Raw genomic sequence first — 22,748 nt, 5'->3', positions numbered from 1 at the left:
AAAGGCCAACCGCTTACCGCAGTGCCTTTTTCTATTTTAGTGCGTCCGTTTGCCGGTGTCAAACCTGTTCCAGCTCAATGGGCACCGCCAGCTTTTTGCGGCGGTTCTTGCGGGATACCGCCAGCACCAGCCCCACGCACAAATACACCATGACCACGCTGGACCCGCCTGCCGAGAAGAACGGCAGTGTGACCCCGATGACCGGCAGCACCTGTAAATTCATGCCCAGGTTGATGATGCACTGCCAGAACAGTGCGGCAAAGATGCCCACGCACAGATAGCGGCCCAAAGCATCCGTGCTTTGCAGCGCTGCCAGCAGAATGCGCACCGAGATACCCAGCAACAGCAGCAGAAGCGTTACCGCCCCCACAAAGCCCATCGCGTTGGCCAGGTAGCTGAAGATAAAATCATTCCAGGAGTTTGGCACAAACACATGCTCGCCCCAAAGGCCGGTTCCGGTCAATCCGCCGGTTCCGATGGCCATAGCCCCCTTGTTCTGCTGGTAAGCGATATCGGCCAGAGCCGGGTTTTCGGGGTCCAGTACGGCAAAAATACGCTTGGCCTGGTAGCCTTTCAGCAGACCCGGGCGTAGTTTCAGCAGCAGGGCCGCACCACCGCCCGCAGCGGCCAGCCCGCCAGCCACCAGCCAGCCGGAAATACCGCCCGCAAACACCATGACCAGCCCAATGCCCAAAAATACCAGCGCCGTGCCGTCATCACCCTGGATGTGAATGGCCAGCACCGGCAGCAGCACATGCACCGCCAGCGCCAGCAAATTGGCCGGCTTGTTCACCCGGCCGCGCACATGGTTCAGATGCAGGGCCAGGGTCAGTACAAAGCTGATTTTGGCCAGTTCCGCCGGTTGGAAAGTCATGCCGCCCACCCGGTACCAGCTGTAGTTGGAAGTACCACCGGCATCGTACCCCACCGTTAAAAAGCCCAGGCGGACGTTGTGCAAAAGCAGGGTGGGCAGCACCATACCCCAGGCCAGCACCGCATGCAGCGGCCAGGCATGGGCCAGCGCACGGTAGTCCACCGTGGAAACGATCAGTGCCAACAGGATGCCCAGCGCGCTGGCAATAAACTGCACCGATGCTTTGTTGATGGACCCCAGCTGGTTATGCCCAATGGAAACCAGTGTTACCACGCTGAGCACCGAACACGCCGCGCACAGCGCCAGAAATATTCCGTCGATCTGCCGCAAATAGCGGCGTGTCAGCTGCAGCAATGGCCTGCCACCTTTCACTTTTGTTTTTCTTGTTCCCAGTATAGCACATTGCCCTGTGCAATGGTATTGGTTCCTGCTCGTATTACCGATTATTATACCGCGTTCCTGTGCAATATGCCACGCTTTGCGGCGTTTTATGGCGCGCCACACAAAAATATTTTACAAAGCAGGCTGGATGTTGTATAATAAAGTAGTTTATGCTGACTTAGCCGCTTACTTGTAGGAGGGCCTGCTGTATGGAAGAATATATTACCCATTCGCGGGATGAAACCGTGGCCCTGGGCCGCCGCCTTGCCGCAGAGCTTGCCCCCGGCAGCCTGATTGCCTTTACCGGCGGGCTGGGCGCTGGCAAAACCGCGTTCTGCCAGGGCATTGCAGAGGGCCTTGGCTGCACGGACCCTGTTTCCAGCCCAACCTTTGCCATTGTCAACTACTACCGCGGCCCGCGGCCCTTTGCCCATTTTGATTTGTACCGCATCCATACCGAAGTGGACCTTTCTGCCGCCGGTTTTTATGATTACCTGGATATGGGCGCTGTGGTTGCGGCGGAATGGAGCGAAAACTGCGCCGACCTGCTGGCGCTGGAAAACCCGATTTATATTAACATTGACCGGCTGGATGAAACCACCCGCAAGATTACCATCACCCGGCCTGGGGCTTGACGCCACGCCCTTTTGGAAAGGAAGAACTGACCCCGAATGAACATTCTTGCCATTGATACGGCGGGCAAAACTGCCGCCGTCGCTGTGATGCGCGACGATACTTTATTATATGAGATGGCTTCCAACACCGGGCTAACCCACAGCGAGACCCTGCTGCCCATGGTGGATACCGCCCTGAAAGCCTGCGGCCTGACCCCCGCCCAGCTGGATTTGTACGCCGTGACCAACGGTCCCGGCAGCTTTACCGGGCTGCGCATCGGTCTTGCCGCCGTCAAGGGGCTGGCTTTTGCGGCCAACACCCCCTGCGCCGGGGTTTCCACCATGGCTGCCCTGGCTTACGGCGTGTGCGGGGAAGGCACTGTGATTGGCGCACAGGACGCCCGCCGCGGCCAGGTGTACTGGGCCGGGTTTGACCTTGCCACCCACGCCCGGCTGACCCCGGACGCCGCCGAACCGGTCACTGCGCTGGAAGCTTTTGTAAAAGAGTGCAAAAAGCCTTTGATTTTTGTTGGCGATGGTGCCGCATTGTGCTACAATACATATAAAGACCAGCCCGGCATTCTGCCCTGCCCCCAGCCGCTGCGCGTTTTGCGCGGCGCAGGGGTTGCCCTGGCGGGCAAAGCCATGTGGGATGCGGGCACCTGCGTTTCCCCCGCAGAGCTGCTGCCGGATTATCACCGTTTAAGCCAGGCTGAGCGTGAGCGCGCCGAGCGCGAAGCCGCCCAACAATCCGCCACGAATTGAAAGGATTTTGATTATGGCTGTACAATTTGAAAAACCGATTGCCCTGGGTGCTGACCACGGCGGTTATGAGCTGAAAGAGGCCATCAAACAGCATTTGGAAGAGCGCGGCATTGCCTACCGCGACTTTGGCACCAACAGCACCGCCAGCTGTGACTATCCCGATTATGCCGCCGCCACCTGCGGCGCTGTGACCAATGGCAGCAGCGATTTCGCCATCCTGTGCTGCGGCACGGGTGTGGGCATGTCGATGTGTGCCAACAAGATCAAGGGCATCCGCGCCTGCTGCTGCTCGGAGCCGTTCAGCGCCGAGTACACCCGCCGCCACAACAACGCCAATACCCTGTGCCTGGGCGGCCGCGTTGTGGGCCCCGGCCTTGCCTGCCAGATCGTTGACGCCTTTTTGGACCACGAATTTGAGGGCGGCCGCCACCAGAAGCGCATTGACAAGATGATGGCGCTGGAAACCCTTTAAGGCTCCCCCACTGTTGTACCCCGCCTGGGACCAGGCTTTGCATTGTATCCGATGAATTTCTATCTTGTAAGGAGAATCTGCCATGAGCGTTGTTAAAATTGTAGACCATCCCCTGATCCAGCACAAAATCAGCCTGATGCGTGACCGCAACACCGGCACCAAAGAGTTCCGTGATCTGGTCAGCGAAATTGCCACCCTGCTGTGCTACGAGGCTACCCGCGACCTGCCCACCGAGGAAGTTGAAGTGGAAACCCCGATTGCTCTGGCTCGCACCCATGTGCTGGCTGGCCGCAAGCTGGCCCTGGTTCCCATCCTGCGCGCCGGTCTGGGCATGGTGGACGGCATGCTGACCCTGATCCCCGCTGCAAAGGTCGGCCACATTGGCCTGTACCGCAATGAGGAGACCCTGGAGCCTGTGGAATATTATTGCAAGCTGCCCAAGGATATTGCCGAGCGCGATGTTTTTGTTCTGGATCCCATGCTGGCTACCGGCGGCAGCGCCATTGACGCCATTGGCCAGATCAAAAAGCGCGGTGCCAAGCACATCAAGTTCATTGGCCTGATTGCTGCCCCCGAAGGACTGAAAGCCCTGCACGAAGCACACCCCGATGTTGACATTTATGTTGCCGCACAGGATGAAAAGCTGAACGAAAACGGCTACATTATCCCCGGCCTGGGCGATGCAGGCGACCGCATCTTCGGCACCAAGTAATATTTCCCCATAAAAGTTCATGACCCCCGCAGCGCTGGCTGTGGGGGTCATTTTGTTTTGCGGTAAAACCTGTTATGACGTATAAAGCAGTGTTTCGGAACGGTCAAGACCGTTCCCTACAGATAAGGCAATACCGCATAATTCTAAGTGCCGATACGGCGAGCGAGGTGCGGCAGATGCCAAGCCAAAAGCGCAGATAATACTGGATGCTGCAAAGGTGAGCGCCGCCAGTGGCGGAAACAGCGAACCGAAGCAGGGGCAGCGGTCGCAGAGTGCGAGGGGCTTTTGCCCCCGAAGCACGATGCGGGTACCGCAACCCGACATTATCGAGCATTTTGGCAACGCAGATGCCGTGCCGCAGCTGCCGGAGCGGTGCTTAAGCCGCAAGGCGGGAATTGTGCGGTATTGCCCTAAGGCGACGGGCGCACAATGTGCGCCCCTACGGATTATTCTCCGTAAAACCTGAAATTCCCGTTGTCCTTACTCTTTTTTCATCTCTTTATACTCAAAAAACTCAAACCCGCTCTTTTTGTACACATGCACAGCGCGGGCGTTTTCTTCTTCCACTTCCAGCCGCAGCAGAGCATCCGGGTATTTCTTCGTTATGTAATCAATAAACTGGCTGCCAATGCCAAGGCCGCGGTATTCTGCCTTGATATAAATATCCTCCAGCCAGATGCACTGCCTGCCGTACTCGGTCGAAAAGCTCTTGGCCGCCATGCCATAGCCCTGCACAGCGCCGTCCTGCTCAAACATATAACCCTCTATATACGGGTTATCGCTGATACAGCCCTCAATGTCCCGCGCAAAGATTTCATCCGAGCCATTGCTCAGCACGGCGGGTGAATTGTAGAACACCCGCATCATCTCCATCACGCTGTCTTTGTCCGCCGGGGTCATGGCCCGGATCGTTGTATTCATATTTGTATTCCTACTTTCCAGTTCTTTGTACAAAATATCCCGCACCTTATCCCCATAGCAGATCACATGGTTCGCCGCAATGGTGTAGCCGCGGTGCAGGCCGGTGTACAGGCTGGCGGCATTATCCGGGTGCACGGTTGCCAAAAGGTGGTGGTAACGGCTGCCGCGCAGGGTATCTTCCGCCATCAGCAGCAGCTTACCCTCCAGCCCATTGCCCTGATAGGGCGGGGCCACGCAGCAGCTGTCCATCTGGGCGGTGGTGTTCAGTTCTTCTTCGCTCATGCCCAACTGCCAGCCCAGAGCATCGGGGGCAGTACCGGCCAGCTTGACGGTAAAATACGCTGCCAGTGCGCCGGTCGTTTTTTCCTCCGCCACCAGGCAAAAGCCCTTGGGGCCGCTGATATGCTCCGCCATATACACCGCATCATCCGGCACAAACCATTCCGGGTGCTGCAAATTGGCCATGGCATCCGCCATCACCTGCATAATGGCCTCTACATCCGCCGGGCGGGCAGGGCGCATTTCAAATTTCATCTTGGTTCACCCTTGTGTTTTTGCGTTCTGGGCCTCAATGCAGCGCTGCATCCAGCCGCCTTTTGCGTAATAGATCGCAAACAGCACGGTTGCGGTGATCCAGGTCAGTGGGTAGCTGAATTCCACCACCGAAAGTTCATGCTTGAACGGCAGCGCCACCGCCAGCCACACAATGCGCATGATGCACACCGCAAACACTGTGATGATGGTGGGCACCCGCACATCACCGCAGCCGCGCAGCGCGCCGGAAAAGATTTCAATGCAGATATAGGTCATATACACCGGCACCAGGTAGTGCATCATCTGCACTCCCTGCGCCACCACGGCATCGTCCGAGCTGAACAGCCGGAACAGCAGCTGGGCCGATGGATACAGTGCCAGGCTGATGCAAAGGGTGGTACCTGCCGTCATGGCAAGGCAGGTCATGGTGCCGCGGCGCACGCGGTCATACTGGCGTGCGCCAAAGTTCTGGCCCGCAAAGGTGGTAACGGCAATGCCAAAGGAGCTGACCGTCATCCAGAACAGGAAGTCGATCTTGCCGTACACACTCCATGCGGCAACGGCAACGGTGCCAAACCCATTGATGGCGCTCTGGATGGTCATGTTGCTGATGCTGTACAGCGCGCTCTGTGCCGCGCCCGGCAGGCCGATGCGGCATATCGCCAGCAGCACGCTGCGTTCAATGCGGATATTTTTGAGCTGCAAATGCCACGGCATGCCCTGGGAGCCATGGATGCACCGCACTGTCAGCACGGCGCTGACCACCTGGCTGGCCACCGTGGCAATGGCCGCGCCGGCCACCCCCAGCGGAATGACCGCCACCAGCACAATATCCAGCACAATGTTGACGATGGAAGCCACGATCAAAAAGTACAGCGGCCGTTTGGAATCGCCCACCGCGCGCAGGATGTTGGTGCCCATGTTGTAAATCATCTGCGGAATCATGCCCAGAAAGTAGATTTGCAAATACTCGGACGCCATACCCACGATTTCATCCGGCGTCTGCATCAGGCGCAGCACCGGGCGGCTGATGAGCAGGCCGATCACCGTCAGCGCCGCGCCGCCCGCAATGGCAAGGGCCAGTGCCGTGTGCACCTGGCGGTTCACTTCATCGTGGTCCCCCGCGCCAAAGCTTTGGGCAATAATCACCCCCGCGCCGCTGCACAGGCCCACAAAAAGCCCCACCAGCAGCTGCACAAAAGAGCTGGTTGCCCCCACAGCCGCCAGCGCCTGGGTACCCACAAAGTTGCCGACGATCAGGGTATCCACCGTATTGTACAGCTGCTGGAACATGGTGCCCAGCCAGATGGGAAAAAAGAATAACAGCAGCTGCCGCGGTATGCTGCCTGTAATAATCGCGTTGTTCTGCTCCGGCGTTCTTGCCATAAACATCCTCCACATAACGTAAGCGCACCGCCACAGGCATTGTCCGCCCTGTCACAGTGCGCAGTCCTTTGCGGGGCGTGGTTTCTTCCTCAATTCCCGCCGCGCCCTGCTTTTTCTATTCCTTACCTATTCAATGTATGCTATAATGTGGGTATTGTCAAGCTTTTGTTTTGTTGTTGAAGGTGGTCATGGTTTGAACAGTTCACTTGGTATTTTGTGGCAGGCGTGCCCCGGCGGTGCGCGCATTCTGCGCGTGTTTGGGGACAGCCCCTGCCCCGCGCTGCCAGTGCAGATTGAAGGGTTCCCTGTTGTGGAGATCGGCCCCTACTGCTTTGCGCAGAACCAGCGCAGCCAGTCTGCTGATGCCCGATTTTGGAGCGTTGACGGCCGCGGCCCCGCTGCTTACCCCCACCCCATTGCGGGGGATTTTGTGCAGGGCGTTACCCTGCCCGCCGGGGTGCGGGCGCTGCATAACGCTGCCTTTTATAACTGCCGCAAGCTGGAATGGCTGTGCGCCGGTTCCGCGCTGGAAAGTGTGGGCAGCGATCTGTTCACCAACTGCCGCGCGCTTGACCGCTTTATCTTAGATGCCGCCCCCGATGCCCCCACTGGGCTGAAAAAGCTGGTGGCCGCCGTCAGCGCGGACATCGGCGCGGTGTTTGCCCCCGGCGGGGCGGTGCAGGCCAAAGTGTTCTACCCGGAATACTTTGAATTTTTGGACGAAAATACCCCCGCCCATATTTTCAACCACAGCATTGAGGGCGAGGGCTACCGCTACCGTCAATGTTTTGACGGCAGCGTGCTCCGCTTTGCGGAGTATGACGCGGCGTTCCCCCAGGCATGCGTGGGCGAAAGCGAAAAAAAGCTCTGCCGCATTGCGCTGGATCGGCTGTGTACCCCGTTTGCCCTGCTGCCGGAAGCACAGGGCATCTACAACGCCTACCTGGCCGCCCATGCCGCCAGCGCCGCGGCCCCGCTGATTGCCCGGCGCGATACAGAATCTTTGCAGCTGGTGCTGAAACTGGCGGACGAGGAAAACCGCCGCCAGATTGCATTGGCCTGTTCCCAGTCCGGCTGGAGCGAGGGCGCAGCCCTGACCCTTGGCGGCCAGCGCCCCCGCAGGCAGAAGACCTATGATTTTGACGACCTTTGATGTGCCGTAGATTCCCCATACTTTGGTGGTGATGATCAATGCCCTCCCAACATGTTTTGACCCAGGAAGAATGGGTTGCCGCCATGGCCAAACGCGCCATGGACCGCATCCGCAGTGAGCTGTACCTGGACCTGCGCTACATGAACGCGGCCCTGGGTGCGCTGGTGCCCACCCCTGCCGCGGGGCTGCACAACCTTGCCACGGACGGCGCGGCTTTGTGCTATGACCCGGAATGGTTCATTGGGCTGTACCGCAGCAACCGGCGCTATCTGCCCCGCGCGGTGCTGCACAGCGTTCTGCACTGCGTGTTCCGCCACCCCTGGCTGCGCGGAGGCCGGGACGCCAGCCTGTGGGGGCTGGCCTGCGATATTGCCGTGGAGCAGACGATTGATGCCTTGCAGGTGCCATCCCTGACCCGTCCGGTGGGCTGGCTGCGGCAAAAAACCTACCAGGCACTGCGCAAAAACGGGGCCATGCCCGCCGCCGGGCCCATTTACCGCTGGCTTGCCGCTCAGGAGCCTGACGAACTGCAAAAGCTGCACCGGGAATTTGTGTGCGACAGCCACCGCCTTTGGCCCAAGGACCCCACCAGCCAGCAGGCCCAGGTGCAGGGCCGCCGCTGGGAACAGCTTGGGCGCGAAACCCGCATCAGCATGCAGCAGGCAGGCCAGCAGGCCGGGCAGGCTGCCGGGGCCGAAACGATGCAGGCACAGATCGAAGCAGCCCACAGCCGCCGCCTGTACAAGGACTTTCTGCGCCGCTTTGCCGTGATGCGCGAAGAGCCCCGCCTGGACCCCGACGAGTTTGACCTGGGCTACTACTCTTACGGCCTGCGCACCTACGGCAACCTGCCCTTGATTGAGCCGCTGGAAAGCCGGGAGAGCAAAAAAATCCGGGATTTTGTCATTGTGATCGACACGAGCGAGTCCACCTCCGGCGAGCTGGTCAAGGCATTTTTGAAAGAAACGTTCGGCCTGCTTAAAACCGGCGAGAGCTTTTTTGCCAAATGCAACATCGCCGTGATGCAGTGTGACGATGCGGTGCGTGACCTGACCTTTCTGCACAGCACCGACGAGCTGGACCGCTTTGCCGCCTGCCTGACCCTGACCGGCGGCGGAGGCACAGACTTCCGCCCCGCGTTTGCCAAAATTGAGGAACTGCGCCGGGACGGCACCCTGCGGGATTTGCAGGGCGTGCTTTACTTTACCGATGGCAAAGGCACCTACCCTACCAGGCGCCCGCCTTACGAGACAGCTTTTCTGTTTTTGGAAACCGGCACCCCGCCGCCCGATACCCCGCCCTGGGCCATGCGGCTGGTTTTAAGCCCGGAAGAATTTTTGCCTGACCCGGTGCCCAAAACGCCGGAAATTGACTGGCAGGAGAACGAAGCCGAGGACCTGCCCGAGTTGTAATTCATCTTATTTGTTCCTAATGTTTTGATGAAGGAGTGTACCCCCCATGGACATCAAACGCGCCAAACAGGAAATTGAACACGCGGTCAAGGCATACCTTGCCGTGGACGATACCGGCACCCCGCTGATTCCGCCCATCCGCCAGCGGCCTATTCTGCTGATGGGCCCGCCGGGCGTTGGCAAAACCCAGATCATGGAGCAGATCGCGCAGGAATGCGGCATTGCGCTGGTGGCATACACCATCACCCACCACACCCGCCAAAGCGCCGTGGGCCTGCCATTTATCCGCCACCGCAATTTTGGCGGCGCGGACCGCAGCGTAACGGAGTACACAATGAGCGAGATCATTGCCAGCGTGTATGACAAGATGGAGCAGACCGGCCTGGAACACGGTATTTTGTTTATTGACGAGATCAACTGTGTATCCGAAACACTGGCTCCCACCATGCTGCAATTTTTGCAGTGCAAAACCTTTGGCAACCAGGCTGTGCCCGCCGGCTGGGTGATTGTTGCCGCCGGCAACCCGCCGGAGTACAACAAGAGCGTGCGGGATTTTGACCTTGTCACACTGGACCGTGTACGCCGCATTGATATTGAGCCGAACCTTGCCGTCTGGCAGGAGTATGCCCGCGCCCACCGCCTGCACCCCGCTGTGCAGGCTTACCTTGAACTGCGCCCCCAGCATTTTTACCGCATCCAGAACGATGTGGACGGACCGCAGTTTGTCACGGCCCGCGGTTGGGAGGATCTTTCCGCCATGCTGACGGCCTGCACCAAGCTGGATTTGCCGGTGGACGAAGCCCTGATCGGCCAGTACCTGCGCCACCCTGAAGTTGCCCGCGATTTTGCTGCCTATTGGGAGCTGTACAAAAAGTACCGCCAGGATTACGGCGTGGAAGATATTTTGCAGGGCCGCCCCTTTGCCGCCGTGCTGGAGCGCGCACAGAAAGCCGCTTTTGATGAGCGCATCAGCCTTGTCAGCCTGCTGCTGGCCGGGCTGAACACCCGCTTTGCCGCTGCCCGCCGGGCGGACGCGGTGACGGACGCCTGCTACCAGGAAATGCGCAGCTTTAAGCGCACCCTGAACAACGCCGACCCCGCCCAGGATGATTTTGTGCCCGCCGCCGTGTTTGCCGCGCAGGTCAATGTCTATGCGGACCACCTGACCGCGCAAAAGGCTGCCGGCACCCTGACTGGGGAAGAGCTGGCTGTTGTCACCACCGCCAGCGCTCTGCTGCATGCCTGGGTCGCTGCCCTTGACCCCGCGCTGGATCGCGATGCTGCCTTTGATGCCGTGCGCGCCAGCTTTAACGCCCAGGTGCGCAAGCGGGAAGATGCCGTCGGCCTGGCCGGGGACGCGCTGGAAAGCGCCTTTGACTTTATGGAAAGCGCCTTTGCCGATGGGCAGGAGATGGTGGTTTTTGTCAATGAGCTGGCCCTTGGGCCGGACTCTGCCGCCTACCTAGCCGACAACGAATGTGAGCGCTTTGAAACCTACAGCAAGCGCCTGCTGCTGCACAGCGGCCAGGATGATATTTTAGCCGAGCTCCAGCGCGATGACATCCGCCAGGGCGAGCACAGCATGGAGTTTTAAGGCAATACCGCATAATTCTAAGTGCCGATACGGCGAGCGAGGTGCGGCAGATGCCAAGCCAAAAGCGCAGATAATACTGGATGCTGCAAAGGTGAGCGCCGCCAGTGGCGGAAACAGCGAACCGAAGCAGGGGCAGCGGTCGCAGAGTGCGAGGGGCTTTTGCCCCCGAAGCACGATGCGGGTACCGCAACCCGACATTATCGAGCATTTTGGCAACGCAGATGCCGTGCCGCAGCTGCCGGAGCGGTGCTTAAGCCGCAAGGCGGGAATTGTGCGGTGCTGCCTTAGGCTCCCTGTGCAGGCATAAAACCGCCCGGCCGCTTGCAAAGGAGTTTATAACGTTATGATGATCGAACATATCGCACTTTATGTAAATGATCTGGAAGCCGCCAGAACATTCTTTATGAAATATCTGGGCGCAGCGTCAAACGATGGATACCATAACCCCAAAACAGACTTCCGCTCGTATTTCCTCACGTTTGATGATGGCGCACGGCTTGAGCTGATGCACAAACCGGAAATGCCGGATCAGCCAAAAGAGCTTTCCCGTACCGGATATGCCCATATCGCGTTCCGCGTGGGCAGCCGTGAAAAAGTAGACGCCTTGACCGCAGAACTGAAAGCCGACGGCTATAAGGTCATCAGCGATCCCAGAACGACCGGCGACGGCTATTACGAAAGCTGCATTGCTGCGATCGAGGGGAACCAGATCGAACTCACGGTTTGATCATATCGTTCCTGCATCGGCCGCAGGGCGCACCGTTGGGGGTAAATCTCCCCGCCGTTTTTAGGCAATACCGCATAATTCTAAGTGCCGATACGGCGAGCGAGGTGCGGCAGATGCCAAGCCAAAAGCGCAGATAATACTGGATGCTGCAAAGGTGAGCGCCGCCAGTGGCGGAAACAGCGAACCGCAGCAGGGGCAGCGGTCGCAGAGTGCGAGGGGCTTTTGCTCCCGAAGCACGATGCGGGTACCGCAACCCGACATTATCGAGCATTTTGGCAACGCAGATGCCGTGCCGCAGCTGCCGGAGCGGTGCTTAAGCCGCAAGGCGGGAATTGTGCGGTGTTGCCTTAGTTTTATCGAGAGAGGGAATGTATATGCAGCCGTTATCCACCCGCACGGAACATTTTACCGATTCCGTTATCCGCCGCATGACCCGCGTCAGCGCTAAGTACGGTGCCATCAATCTTTCCCAGGGTTACCCGGATTTCAACCCGCCGTCTGCGATTCTGGACCGCCTGGCCGAAGTATCACACGAAAACTTCCACCAGTATTCCATCACCTGGGGCGCGCAGAACTTCCGCGAAGCACTGGCCAAAAAGCAGTCCCGCCTGATGGGGCGGCAGATCGACCCCAACACCGAGATTGTGACAACCTGCGGCAGTACCGAGGCCATGATGGCCGCCATGATGACCGTTGCCAACCCCGGCGATAAAGTCATTGTCTTTTCGCCTTTTTATGAAAATTACGGTGCCGACACCATCCTTTCCGGTGCCGAGCCGATCTATGTTCCGCTGCATCCCCCGCTGTTCAACTTTAATGTGGACGAGCTGGAAGCCGCGTTCCGCCAGCACCCCAAGGCGCTGATCCTCTGCAACCCCTCCAACCCCTGCGGCAAGGTGTTCACCCGCGCAGAGCTGGAACTGATTGCCGACATGGCCGAAAAGTACGATACTTACGTTATCACCGATGAAGTGTACGAGCACATCGTCTATGCGCCCTACCAGCACACCTATTTTGCCACCCTGCCCGGCATGTGGCAGCGCACCATCTCCTGCAGCTCGTTGTCCAAAACCTACTCCATCACCGGCTGGCGGCTGGGCTACACCATTGCCCCGCCGGAAATCACTGACCGCATTAAAAAAGTGCATGACTTTTTGACGGTCGGCGCCGCTGCGCCCTTGCAGGAGGCCGTTATTCCCGGCCTGCGCTTCGGCCAGGAATACTATAACGACCTGCTTGCCACTTATACCCGCAAGCGGGACCTGTTTGTGGAAGGTCTGGATGCCATCGGCCTGCAGCACACGGTTCCCCAGGGCGCTTATTATATCCTGATGGATATTTCCGAGTTTGGCTTTGACAGCGACCTGGAATTCTGCGAAGTGCTGGCCCGCGATGTCGGCGTGGGCGCTGTTCCGGGGTCCAGCTTTTTCCGGGAGCCGGTCAACCATCTGATCCGCTTCCACTTTGCCAAGCGGGACGAAACCCTGTGTGCCGCCCTGAACCGCCTGGAAACCATCCGCAAAAAAATCCCGGCCAGAAAGTGACGAACTTGCGTGGGCAGTTTGGCAAATCGGAATTTATAAAGGAGAATATTGATGAAACTGTTTTTATGTTCGCACTTTTCAAGTGTAGGAAGTCTGATAAAGGAAGAAATTGAAAATAAAAAAATCGCATTTATTCCAACAGCTTCGCTGCGTGAAGGCTACACCGGTTATGTCGGCTCGGCTCGAAAAATATTCAAAAAGTTGGGAGCAATCGTAACTGAAATTGATATTTCAACGGAGGCTTATTCAACGATACAGTCTGTTTTTGAAGATGCGGATGTGATATATTTTACCGGCGGAAATTCTTTTTTCCTTATAGACCAGCTCCGTAAAACGGGAACGGATGAGCTGTTGAAGAAAGAATTGGCAAAGGGAAAACTGATGATTGGTGAATCGGCAGGTGCGATTATATGCGCTCCAAGCATCCAATATATCGAGCAAATGGATGAAAAGCCGGAGGACTACTCACAAGAAGATGATGCAGGGCTTGATTTGATTGATTTCTATGTTCTTCCGCATTATCTTACAGCACCATTTAAGAAAGTTACCGAGAAAATAATGACTGAGTTTTCGGATTTGAATCTATGCCCAATTAACAACCGTCAGGGAATTGTAATTGATGGTGAAGGTTCAAAGGTTATTTGCAAAGACTAATTTGAAAATTCGCGTTTGTTGAATGATGTTCAACAATGCACACCCCAGTGGGGTGTGCAAGCGACAGAACGGTCTTGCGCACAGCGCAAGATGGCGGAGTTTCACTCCGACAAGTTCGCGTTTGCGAAACGAAGTGAAGCAATGAAAGCCCCAGTGGGGCTTTCAAGCGACAGAACGGTCTTGCGTCAGCAAGATGGAGGAGTTTCACTCCGACAAGTTCACGTTTGCGCTAGCAACAAACACCCCTGCGGGGTGTTTGAGTGACAGAACGTTTTTGCGCAAGCAAAATGGCGGAGTTTCACTCCGACAAGTTCCCGTTTGCGCTAGCAGCAAACACCCCAAAATCCTGCACCACCATGTTACCGGGAGGATTTTTCCATGATATATCTGGATAATGCTGCCACCACGCGCCCCTGCCCCGCTGCGCTGGATGCCATGCGCACCGCGCTGGAGGATGCCTGGGGCAATCCGTCCGCGTTGTACCGCCCCGGCCAGCAGGCCCGCAAGCTGGTGGAGGACGCCCGCCGCACGGTGGCCCGCGTACTGCACGCCGCGCGCCCGGCGGAAATCACCTTTACCAGCGGCGGCACCGAATCCGACGTACAGGCTTTATACACCGGTGCCGCCCTGGGCGCTGCCGCAGGCAAACGGCACATCATCTCCACCCAGATCGAGCACCACGCCGTGCTGCATACTTTACAGGCGCTGCAGGCGCAGGGTTTCACTGTAACCTTGCTGCCGCCGAGCGCCGCCGGGCTTATCACCCCGCAGCAGCTGGCGGACGCCTTGCAGCCGGACACCTGTCTGGTCAGCATCATGTTTGCCAACAACGAAATCGGCACCGTGCAGCCCATTGCGGAACTTGGTGCCCTCTGCCGGGAGCGCGGCGCGCTGTTCCACACTGACGCTGTACAGGCTGCCGGGCACCTGGCCATTGATGTGCAGGCCACGAACATTGACCTGCTCAGCCTTTCCGGCCACAAGTTCCACGGGCCAAAGGGAGCCGGTGCGCTGTATACCCGGCGCGGTATTGCCTTGCAGAATGTGCTGTACGGCGGCGGCCAGGAGCGCGGCCACCGCGCGGGCACTGAGAACGTACCCGCCATCGCGGGCCTTGCTGCGGCACTGGCCCAGGCGGATGCCAACCTGCCCGCCAACACAGCCCGCTGCCTGGATTTGCGCCAGCGCCTGACGGAGCGGCTGCTGGCCATTCCCGGCACCCATCTGAACGGTGATGCGGCCCAGCGCCTGCCCGGCAATGTGAACATTACCTTTGACGGCGTGGAGGCCGAAACCCTGCTGCTGCTTTTGGACGAAGCCGGGATCTGCGCTTCCGCGGGCTCTGCCTGTTCCGCTGGTGCGGTGGAGCCCAGCCATGTACTGCTGGCCCTTGGCCTGACCCCCGCCCAGGCCAAAAGCACCCTGCGGCTGACGCTGGATGCCGCCAACACGGCGGAAGAAATCGACACCGCTGCCGCTGTGATCACTGCCTGCGTACAGCGCCTGCGCGATGGCGTGCGGTAAGGCGTTTGCCCTATTTTCGAGGTGAGATGTCCGGCAGGGCCAGTCTACGGGACGATGCAAGCATTGACCCCTACAGATTGATTTTTAAGGCAATACCGCATAATTCTAAGTGCCGATACGGCGAGCGAGGTGCGGCAGATGCTAAGCCAAAAGCGCAGATAATACTGGATGCTGCAAAGGTGAGCGCCGCCAGTGGCGGAAACAGCGAACCGAAGCAGGGGCAGCGGTCGCAGAGTGCGAGGGGCTTTTGCCCCCGAAGCACGATGCGGGTACCGCAACCCGACATTATCGAGCATTTTGGCAACGCAGATGCCGTGCCGCAGCTGCCGGAGCGGTGCTTAAGCCGCAAGGCGGGAATTGTGCGGTGTTGCCTTAAATTCAGCGGAATAAACCATTCCCCTATCGTGCGTTTGGCTTTCTAGCCACACACTTTCATTGGCCGCCCGTCAACCTAATGCAATCCCCCTACATTGCGAAATTTGCCGCTCACACAACATCTGAACCATCCACCAACAACATCCGAACTTTTATACGTCTGTGCAAAATATTTTGTACAGACGTCTGATTTTAAAATTTTATTGCTCATATTCCCCAAGCCGCACGCTGATGAGCGGCTGTTTTTTTACCTTTTTGTAAATATTTGCTCAAATATTTGACATTTTTTTTTATTGTGTTAAAATTATGTGTATTCACAATTGCTTACCACCCAATCATGTTGCATCCCAGCGCTGTTTTTTTGCCGCCGGGCGCTGCCGCACAGAAAGAGGTTTTTCCGCATGATTCGTATTCTGACTGATTCCGCTTCCGATCTGACCGCGACCGACAGTGCCCGTCCCGGCGTGTACACTGTGCCCCTGTCCGTTACCTTTGCCGATGGCACCGGCGGGCTGGACGGTGTGGAGCTGACGGCTGATGAATTTTATGCACATCTGAAAGTGGACAAGGTTCCCCCCCGCACCAGCCAGCCCAGCCCCCAATCCTTTATGACAATTTTTGAGGATGCCAAGGAGAACGGCGATCAGGTAATTGCCATTTTGATCAGTTCTAACCTGTCCGGCACCTATCAGTGCGCGCGGCTGGCAGCGGAAAGCTGCGATTTTGAGGATGTCTTTTTTGTGGATTCCCGCACGGCATCCCAGGGCGAGGGCATCCTGATTCGCGAAGCGCTGCGCCTGCGCGACGAGGAGCACCTGCCCGCGCACGCGATTGTCGCTGAGCTGGAACAGCTCAAGCAGCGCATCCGCATTCTGGCCGTAGTGGACAGCCTGAAGCACCTGCACAAGGGCGGGCGTTTGCCCGCCGCGGTGGCGCTGGTGGGCGGTGCCCTGGGTGTCAAGCCGGTGCTTTCGGTCGTGGATGGGCAGATCAAGCTGGCGGACACGGCCCGCGGCCGCCCCGGCGCGTTTGTGGCAATGTTTAAGAACATTGAAAAGATGGGCGGGGTGGACCCTCGGTACGGGTACGCTCTGCTGTATTCGGACGAAAAAGGTGTACTGGCCCCCCTCCACCATTACATGCACGAAAACCTGCACATGACCGGCGGGCGCGTTGCCCGCCTTGGCCCCGTCATTGCCTCTCACGCCGGCCCCGGCTGCGCAGGCCTGGTATTTGTGACAAAAGAGTAAGATTTATACGGGGGATTTTGTTCCCTTCTTTGAAAAGAAGGGAACCGAAGAAACTTTAATACAATATTATATTAAATTATAATTTAGGCAGCTGCCCAAGAGTTTTATGAGCAGCTGTCTTTTTATTGTTTACCGCTCTTTTTATTCTGCTCCGTAGGGAACGGTCTTGACCGTTCCGAAACCTATATACAATATCCCACAGACTCCAAATATGGCAAGTATCCGGAACATTTTATAACGGGATGTTTTCTTTAAAACGTTCTCGTGCCTATACCTTAACCACCCTCTTTTTTCCCCACCAACACCAAAAGCCCCGCCAAACAGCCACATCAATGGCCGCCCGGCGGGGCTTTCAACTTTAGGCAATACCGCATAATTCTAAGTGCCGATACGGCAAGCGAGGTGCGGCAGATGCCAAGCCAAAAGCGCAGATAATACTGGATGTCTTATCGAGCATTTTGGCAACGCAGATGCCGTGCCGCAGCTGCCGGAGCAGTGCTTAAGCCGCAAGGCGGGAATTGTGCGGTGTTGCCTTTAATATTTACTCTGTCAACGTCAATGCAATGGACAGGTCCTTCAGCTGCTGCGGGTCAACAATATCCGGTGCGCCGGACATCGGCTCGCCTGCGTTCTGCACCTTCGGGAATGCGATGACATCGCGGATGGAATCCTTCTTCAGCATCAGCATTACCATGCGGTCCAGGCCGTAAGCCATACCGCCGTGCGGGGGTGCGCCGAACTTGTAGGCATCCATCAGGAAGCCAAAGCTCTCGCGAGCCTTTTCCTCGGTAAAGCCCAGAGCCTTGAACATGCGGTCCTGCAGAGCGGGGTCATTGATACGCATAGAACCGCCGCCCATCTCAACGCCGTTCAGTACAATATCGTATGCCACGGCATGGCAGGCACCGGGGTCGGTTTCCACCTTGTCAATATCCTCTGCCTTGGGCAGGGTGAACGGATGATGCATGGCCATCCAGCGGCCCTCCTGCTCGCTGTACTCAAACAGCGGGAAGTCCACCACCCACAGGAAGTTGAACTTGTCGGGGTCGATCAGGCCGTACTTGCGGCCGATTTCCAAACGAACCTGGCCCAGCGCGGTGCAGGCCTTGACCCAGTCAGCATCGCTGACGATCAGCAGCACGTCGCCGGTTTCCAGCTCCATCGCCTTGTACAGGGCTGCCTTTTCCTCCTCGGTCAGGAACTTTTCAAAGCTGGAAGAAGTGCCTTCCTCGGTCAGGCGGCTGAATGCCAGGCCCTTAGCGCCATAAGTCTTGGCAACCTCGCCCAGTTTGTCAATGTGCTTGCGGGTCAGCTTGCCAGCCAGGCCCTTGGCATTGATGGCGCGGATGCTGCCGCCCTGCTCCAACACTGCGGCAAAGGGCTTAAACTCGGTGCCATCAAAAATGTCGGTCACATCCACAATTTCCAGGCCAAAGCGGGTATCCGGTTTATCGGAACCAAAGCGGCCCATAGCCTCGTCCCACGGCATACGCACGAACGGGGTCTGCACATCCACGCCCAGCATTTCTTTCCACAGGCGCTTGATCAGACCTTCGTTGATGGTCATGATATCGTCCTCATTGACAAAGGACATTTCCTCGTCCACCTGGGTGAACTCCGGCTGGCGGTCAGCGCGCAGGTCCTCATCGCGGTAGCAGCGGGCGATCTGGAAGTAGCGGTCAAATCCGGACAGCATCAAAATCTGCTTGTACAGCTGCGGGCTCTGCGGCAGGGCGTAGAAATGGCCGGGCTGCACCCGGCTGGGCACCAGATAGTCACGGGCACCTTCCGGCGTGGACTTGATCAGGGTCGGGGTTTCAATCTCGGTAAAGTGGTTATCGCAGAAATAGCTGCGGATGATCTGCATGACCTTGCTGCGCAGCACAATGGGCTCGTGCATCGAAGGACGGCGCAGATCCAGGTAGCGGTAACGCAGGCGCAGGTCATCGTTGACGTTGATATCATCGCGGATTTCGAACGGCGGGGTCTGGGCTTCACTCAGAATGCGCAGTTCGCTGACATACAGCTCCACATCGCCAGTGGCGATCTTGGTGGTCTTGGCGGCGCGCTCACGCAGCAGGCCGCGGCAGATCACAACATACTCGCTTTTCAGGCTTTCTGCTTTAGCAAAAACGTCTTTCGGCGTATCCTCATCAAAAACAAGCTGCAAAATACCGGTTGTATCGCGCAGGTCGGCAAAAATAATACCGCCTTTGTCGCGTGCACGGGCGATGGAACCGCAAACGGTCATCTCCTGGCCAACGTTTGACATACTCACTTCGCCGCAATAGTTGGTACGGCGCAGGCTGCCCATCGTTTCCATAGGTAACTCCCCTTTTCTGTTAAGTGACAATTTATTATACAGCGGTTTGCACTGTTTTGCAAGGAACCCCCGCATTTTTCCCCGAAAATACGCATTTTGCCTTGTTCTGCGCCTTTCCTGCCCCGCTGCAGCTTCTAACTCCTAACTCCTACTTCCTAACTTCTAACTCTGTTCTCCCAGTTCCAGCCGTTTGAACCCTTCGCCTTCCACCTCGTTCGCCTGCAGCATCACGATAAAACTGCCGGGGTCAATGCGCTTGGTTTCGCGGTTGATGATATACAGCTGCTTGGAGCTGCAGGCACACAGCACCACATCGCGCCCATCCTGGGAATAGCCGCCGTAACCTTTCAATATCGTGGAACCGCGGTCCACTTTTTCGCCGATCATCCTGCACACGGCGGGGCCGTCGCTCGTCACGATCAAAGCCATCATACAGGCGTTGAAACCGAACATCATCCGGTTGATGATGTAAGAGCTCAAAAAATTGAAGATCAGGCCGTAAATGATGGAATCCACATCATGGAACACCAGCCCGTTTGCAAGGATGACCGCCAGCGCTGCCGCAAAGGTCAGGTTGCCGAACGGCATGTGCGGGTGGCGGGATTTGATGGCCATGGTGATAAAATCCAGGCCGCCGGTGCTGGAGTTCTGCATATAAATCAGCGCATCCCCCACGCCGCCGATCACACCGCCGCAGATGGTGGCCAGCATGCGGTCCCCCTGGTACACCGGCAGCGCAGCCAGCACATAGTCCGTAAAAATGGCAAACAGCACCATGCACCGCACGCTGCGGAAAAAGAAATCCTTGCCCAGGTACTTGAAGCAGATCAGCACAATGGGGATGTTCATAATAATGTTGGTCACACCAATGGGCAGACCAAACAGGCGGAACAAAATGGCACCGATACCGGCCACACCGGTTACCGGCACCCCGGCCGCCACAGCAAAGCTGTACAGGCCAAGGGCCGAAACAAAACAGCCGATGACCTCCAGCGCCAGGTTTTTCCAGCGGGAATCCGTCATATCCTATCTCCTGCTTCCGCAGCTTGTGCGGGTATATTTGTGGGGGCAGCGGGCATTATTTGCCGCCCTTCTTGCGGTGGTAAGCAGACTTTTCGTCCTTCTGCTTCTGGGTCTGTGCCTGGGTGTTCTGCAGCTGGCGGCTGATCAGCACGGCTGCCACAATGCCGGCGCACACCACGGCAATGCCCACCGCCACATACAGCGGCAGTTTGCTGCTGGTTTGGGCGGCCTGTTCCTGGCGCTGCACCTGCTCCGGGTCCGGGGTCGGCTTTTCGGTCGGCTCCGGCGTGGCGGTGGGTTCCAGGGTGGGCATGGGGGTTGCTTCCGCCTGGGCGGCGGTAGGGTCTTTCAGGGTAGCCTTCGTGGTCGGGCGCGGCATGGCTGCAGCCGGGCGCTGAGTTGCCGTTGCCGCCGCGGGGGCCGATGTGGCGGCAGCAGCGGGGGGCTCGTCACTGGTATTGTTTTCTTCCTCCTGCTGCGGGGCCGCGGTAATGGCCGGGGTGGCTGTAGGCATCACCACAATATCCGGCGCGGGGTACACCTGCGGGGTACCGGTGGGCGGCAGCGTTGCCGCACTTTCCGGTGTGGAGGAACCGCCCGGCGTGGGGGCCGGGGTCGGGGTTGCCGTTTCCGGGGTGGCCGTGGGGGCAGTTTCCGGGGTGGAGGTTTCCGGCGTAGCGGTTTCACCCGTTGCGGTTTCCGCCGTTGCCGCTTGGCTCAAAGGTTCCTCCCCGCTGAAAAACCGCAGAATATCCCCCAGCACCGGGATGTCCAGCAGCGTTTCCACAAAGCTGGTCCGTGGGGTCTGACGGGTGCTTTCCGCATAGGCGGGCGCTGCTGTTGCCACACACAGGCAAAGCGCCGCACACAATGCCAGCATACGCATGTTTGTTTGCTTCATGTAAGTGTTCCCCCTTTTTTGGGCAATACCGCATAATTCTAAGTGCCGATACGGCGAGCGAGGTGCGGCAGATGCTAAGCCAAAAGCGCAGATAATACTGGATGTCTTATCGAGCATTTTGGCAACGCAGATGCCGTGCCGCAGCTGCCGGAGCGGTGCTTAAGCCGCTAGGCGGGAATTGTGCGGTGTTGCCTTTACATCTTTGGCTGTTCTGTAAAATCAAAAAAGCCGGGGCGTGCCGGTTTTGAACCCGCACTGCTCCGGCTTTGGTGCCCGATGATTACTTTACGGTCTTTTTGATTTTGGATGCGCTGTAGGTCTTCATCACGCTGGCGGAAAGGTTATTTTCCATCTCGGCGCCCTCTGCATAGAACTCGTCCTGCAAAGCATCGCTCTTCATAGCGTCCAGCAGATTATAGCGGCTCACAAAATCATCCACCGTGCCCTGCTCCATGGGGTCCAGGCTGCGCACGATCATGTAGCTCATGCCAAGGTCGGCCACCGTCCAGTTGCCGGTACCGGCTGCTTTTACCGCATCGGTAATGCTGTTGCCGCCGTCATTGGTGTTGTAGCTGGACAGGTCCGAAGGCGTAAACAGACCGCTGCCGGTGTAATACAGTGCCTGGGTTGCTTCCACGCTACTGCCCAGTGCGGTAAAGGCCTGCGGCACATAGGTCATTGCAGCACTGTACAGGGCAGATTCGTTGGTAGCCGCGGCCAAGTCATCACGGCACTGGTTGGCCAGGGCTTCAATCTCGGCTTTCTGGTCGTCGCTGGCAAAGGTATAAGTGCTCTGGTCAAATAGCGGCAGCTGGACCAGCTCCAGGTAGTAGCAATCGTTGTTGATGTAATCGGCATATTCCTGCTCGGTGACCGGGCTGCTGCCGGCTTCGCCGTAGATCAGCTCCAGGCAGGCATCTGCCTTTTTGCTGTTCAGCTGGTACTTTTCCAAGGTTGCCTTGGAAATGCCGTTTGCTGCGTACAGATCGCTGTTATTCTCCCACTGGGTATCGGCGGTCTTGGCGGCTTCGGCGGTAGCGGCTTCGTCCAGTGTGCCGCCCAGCTCGTCAAACTTCTTTTCCACAGCTGCGTAATACTGCAGGCTGCGCAGGGTCAGGCGAGCAACGTAATCTGCGCCGTCGGTGGTAACTTCCTCGCCGTTAATGGTGCCGGTGCACTCAGCTTTCAGCACGGCTTTCACATTGCTGGCGGTTTCGCCGGTGGCAAGCTTTGCTGCGCCGGAAGCGGTGTTGTAGGCGTTATACTGGGCCAGCAGGTAGATGCCGGCCGGGATATCAACGCCGCCAATGCTGCCCACGCTGGCCGGGGTGGACATGGCACAGCCCGTTACGCCCAGCAGCAGCATGACTGCCAGAGCCAGACTGATGAATTTTTGTTTCATGTTGTGGGGTCTCCTTACTATACTTTCAATTTGCCGCGCGGGCACCACCCGCAAATGGCAATGTAAAAACATTATACCGCGTTTGACCGCCCATTGCAAGCACGGTGTGGGGGCAAAATCGCCCGCCAAGCAACAAAAAACAGGGCAGCCGGCCCAAAATGTGGACTGCACCCCATTTGTTAGACAGTATGATATACTATCTAACAA

General features: G+C 57.7%; 19 protein-coding genes. 12 read left to right on the top strand and 7 right to left on the bottom strand.

The window, feature by feature from the left end:
- Nucleotides 1-58 precede the first annotated feature (58 nt).
- Nucleotides 59-1,228, bottom strand: a complete 1,170-nt coding sequence (locus PG062_RS10060; RefSeq protein WP_270752202.1) for an FtsW/RodA/SpoVE family cell cycle protein — start codon at nt 1,226-1,228, stop codon at nt 59-61.
- A gap of 236 nt (nt 1,229-1,464) precedes the next feature.
- Here PG062_RS10060 and tsaE point away from each other — a divergent pair, with 236 nt between their 5' ends.
- The 4 genes from tsaE (at nt 1,465) to upp (ending at nt 3,818) form a co-directional block, all read left to right on the top strand.
- Complete coding sequence (tsaE, locus tag PG062_RS10055; RefSeq protein ID WP_114000391.1) at nt 1,465-1,890, top strand: tRNA (adenosine(37)-N6)-threonylcarbamoyltransferase complex ATPase subunit type 1 TsaE; 426 nt, start codon at nt 1,465-1,467, stop codon at nt 1,888-1,890.
- Between the two features lie 36 nt (nt 1,891-1,926).
- Complete coding sequence (tsaB, locus tag PG062_RS10050) at nt 1,927-2,634, top strand: tRNA (adenosine(37)-N6)-threonylcarbamoyltransferase complex dimerization subunit type 1 TsaB (protein ID WP_270752201.1); 708 nt, start codon at nt 1,927-1,929, stop codon at nt 2,632-2,634.
- A 13-nt stretch (nt 2,635-2,647) separates the two neighbouring features.
- Nucleotides 2,648-3,106 (top strand): ribose 5-phosphate isomerase B, encoded by a 459-nt coding sequence (rpiB, locus tag PG062_RS10045; protein WP_114000393.1) that lies wholly within the window; start codon nt 2,648-2,650, stop codon nt 3,104-3,106.
- A gap of 82 nt (nt 3,107-3,188) precedes the next feature.
- The gene (gene upp, locus PG062_RS10040; protein ID WP_114000394.1) at nt 3,189-3,818 is read left to right on the top strand and encodes a uracil phosphoribosyltransferase; all 630 of its coding nucleotides are present in this window, start codon (nt 3,189-3,191) and stop codon (nt 3,816-3,818) included.
- Between the two features lie 480 nt (nt 3,819-4,298).
- Here upp and PG062_RS10035 read toward each other — a convergent pair whose 3' ends face one another.
- Both PG062_RS10035 and PG062_RS10030 read right to left on the bottom strand, forming a co-directional pair.
- Nucleotides 4,299-5,273, bottom strand: coding sequence for a GNAT family N-acetyltransferase (locus PG062_RS10035; RefSeq protein WP_270752200.1), 975 nt, complete (start codon nt 5,271-5,273; stop codon nt 4,299-4,301).
- 6 nt (nt 5,274-5,279) lie between these two features.
- Complete coding sequence (locus tag PG062_RS10030) at nt 5,280-6,659, bottom strand: MATE family efflux transporter (RefSeq protein WP_270752199.1); 1,380 nt, start codon at nt 6,657-6,659, stop codon at nt 5,280-5,282.
- 193 nt (nt 6,660-6,852) lie between these two features.
- On the opposite strand from PG062_RS10030, the gene PG062_RS10025 reads away from it, so the two are divergent.
- The 8 genes from PG062_RS10025 to PG062_RS09990 all read left to right on the top strand — a co-directional run bounded on the left by PG062_RS10025 (nt 6,853) and on the right by PG062_RS09990 (nt 16,892).
- Nucleotides 6,853-7,812: a leucine-rich repeat protein gene (locus PG062_RS10025; protein WP_270752198.1), complete on the top strand. Its 960-nt coding sequence runs from the start codon at nt 6,853-6,855 to the stop codon at nt 7,810-7,812.
- A 38-nt stretch (nt 7,813-7,850) separates the two neighbouring features.
- A complete protein-coding gene (locus tag PG062_RS10020; RefSeq protein WP_270752197.1) occupies nt 7,851-9,224 on the top strand; it encodes a vWA domain-containing protein in 1,374 nt (457 codons plus the stop codon).
- A 46-nt stretch (nt 9,225-9,270) separates the two neighbouring features.
- Nucleotides 9,271-10,818 (top strand): AAA family ATPase, encoded by a 1,548-nt coding sequence (locus PG062_RS10015; RefSeq protein WP_270752196.1) that lies wholly within the window; start codon nt 9,271-9,273, stop codon nt 10,816-10,818.
- A 343-nt stretch (nt 10,819-11,161) separates the two neighbouring features.
- Nucleotides 11,162-11,545, top strand: a complete 384-nt coding sequence (locus PG062_RS10010) for a VOC family protein (RefSeq protein WP_270752194.1) — start codon at nt 11,162-11,164, stop codon at nt 11,543-11,545.
- 374 nt (nt 11,546-11,919) lie between these two features.
- Nucleotides 11,920-13,089, top strand: coding sequence for a pyridoxal phosphate-dependent aminotransferase (locus tag PG062_RS10005; protein WP_270752192.1), 1,170 nt, complete (start codon nt 11,920-11,922; stop codon nt 13,087-13,089).
- A gap of 51 nt (nt 13,090-13,140) precedes the next feature.
- Nucleotides 13,141-13,743 carry a Type 1 glutamine amidotransferase-like domain-containing protein gene (locus PG062_RS10000; protein ID WP_270752191.1) on the top strand — a complete coding sequence of 201 codons (603 nt, stop codon included), beginning with the start codon at nt 13,141-13,143 and terminating at the stop codon, nt 13,741-13,743.
- 378 nt (nt 13,744-14,121) lie between these two features.
- Nucleotides 14,122-15,267, top strand: coding sequence for a cysteine desulfurase family protein (locus PG062_RS09995; protein WP_270752190.1), 1,146 nt, complete (start codon nt 14,122-14,124; stop codon nt 15,265-15,267).
- A 776-nt stretch (nt 15,268-16,043) separates the two neighbouring features.
- Complete coding sequence (locus PG062_RS09990; protein ID WP_270752189.1) at nt 16,044-16,892, top strand: DegV family protein; 849 nt, start codon at nt 16,044-16,046, stop codon at nt 16,890-16,892.
- 541 nt (nt 16,893-17,433) lie between these two features.
- Here PG062_RS09990 and aspS read toward each other — a convergent pair.
- From aspS to PG062_RS09970, 4 genes are all read right to left on the bottom strand, one after another.
- Entirely contained in the window at nt 17,434-19,215 is a 1,782-nt protein-coding gene (aspS, locus tag PG062_RS09985; protein WP_270752188.1) for an aspartate--tRNA ligase, read from the bottom strand.
- A gap of 162 nt (nt 19,216-19,377) precedes the next feature.
- Complete coding sequence (locus tag PG062_RS09980; protein ID WP_270752186.1) at nt 19,378-20,238, bottom strand: YitT family protein; 861 nt, start codon at nt 20,236-20,238, stop codon at nt 19,378-19,380.
- 55 nt (nt 20,239-20,293) lie between these two features.
- The gene (locus PG062_RS09975; protein ID WP_270752185.1) at nt 20,294-21,139 is read right to left on the bottom strand and encodes a hypothetical protein; all 846 of its coding nucleotides are present in this window, start codon (nt 21,137-21,139) and stop codon (nt 20,294-20,296) included.
- 280 nt (nt 21,140-21,419) lie between these two features.
- Nucleotides 21,420-22,541 carry a hypothetical protein gene (locus PG062_RS09970; protein ID WP_270752184.1) on the bottom strand — a complete coding sequence of 374 codons (1,122 nt, stop codon included), beginning with the start codon at nt 22,539-22,541 and terminating at the stop codon, nt 21,420-21,422.
- Nucleotides 22,542-22,748 lie beyond the last annotated feature (207 nt).

The organism is Gemmiger qucibialis, assembly GCF_027689445.1.
Taxonomy (GTDB): Bacteria; Bacillota; Clostridia; order Oscillospirales; family Ruminococcaceae; genus Gemmiger; species Gemmiger qucibialis.
Note: the sequence above shows the minus strand (reverse complement) of the source record. Positions and strands in the feature narration are given on the sequence as shown.

Bases quoted from the DNA above. Each gene is read 5' to 3' on its own strand.
- PG062_RS10000 (WP_270752191.1), top strand. From the start codon at position 13,141: ATGAAACTGTTTTTATGTTCGCACTTTTCAAGTGTAGGAAGTCTGATA.
- PG062_RS09990 (WP_270752189.1), top strand. From the start codon at position 16,044: ATGATTCGTATTCTGACTGATTCCGCTTCCGATCTGACCGCGACCGAC.
- PG062_RS10020 (WP_270752197.1), top strand. From the start codon at position 7,851: ATGCCCTCCCAACATGTTTTGACCCAGGAAGAATGGGTTGCCGCCATG.
- tsaB (WP_270752201.1), top strand. From the start codon at position 1,927: ATGAACATTCTTGCCATTGATACGGCGGGCAAAACTGCCGCCGTCGCT.
- tsaE (WP_114000391.1), top strand. From the start codon at position 1,465: ATGGAAGAATATATTACCCATTCGCGGGATGAAACCGTGGCCCTGGGC.
- PG062_RS09995 (WP_270752190.1), top strand. From the start codon at position 14,122: ATGATATATCTGGATAATGCTGCCACCACGCGCCCCTGCCCCGCTGCG.
- PG062_RS10015 (WP_270752196.1), top strand. From the start codon at position 9,271: ATGGACATCAAACGCGCCAAACAGGAAATTGAACACGCGGTCAAGGCA.
- PG062_RS10010 (WP_270752194.1), top strand. From the start codon at position 11,162: ATGATGATCGAACATATCGCACTTTATGTAAATGATCTGGAAGCCGCC.
- upp (WP_114000394.1), top strand. From the start codon at position 3,189: ATGAGCGTTGTTAAAATTGTAGACCATCCCCTGATCCAGCACAAAATC.
- PG062_RS10030 (WP_270752199.1), bottom strand. From the start codon at position 6,659: ATGGCAAGAACGCCGGAGCAGAACAACGCGATTATTACAGGCAGCATA.
- rpiB (WP_114000393.1), top strand. From the start codon at position 2,648: ATGGCTGTACAATTTGAAAAACCGATTGCCCTGGGTGCTGACCACGGC.
- aspS (WP_270752188.1), bottom strand. From the start codon at position 19,215: ATGGAAACGATGGGCAGCCTGCGCCGTACCAACTATTGCGGCGAAGTG.
- PG062_RS10005 (WP_270752192.1), top strand. From the start codon at position 11,920: ATGCAGCCGTTATCCACCCGCACGGAACATTTTACCGATTCCGTTATC.
- PG062_RS09970 (WP_270752184.1), bottom strand. From the start codon at position 22,541: ATGAAACAAAAATTCATCAGTCTGGCTCTGGCAGTCATGCTGCTGCTG.
- PG062_RS10035 (WP_270752200.1), bottom strand. From the start codon at position 5,273: ATGAAATTTGAAATGCGCCCTGCCCGCCCGGCGGATGTAGAGGCCATT.
- PG062_RS09975 (WP_270752185.1), bottom strand. From the start codon at position 21,139: ATGAAGCAAACAAACATGCGTATGCTGGCATTGTGTGCGGCGCTTTGC.
- PG062_RS09980 (WP_270752186.1), bottom strand. From the start codon at position 20,238: ATGACGGATTCCCGCTGGAAAAACCTGGCGCTGGAGGTCATCGGCTGT.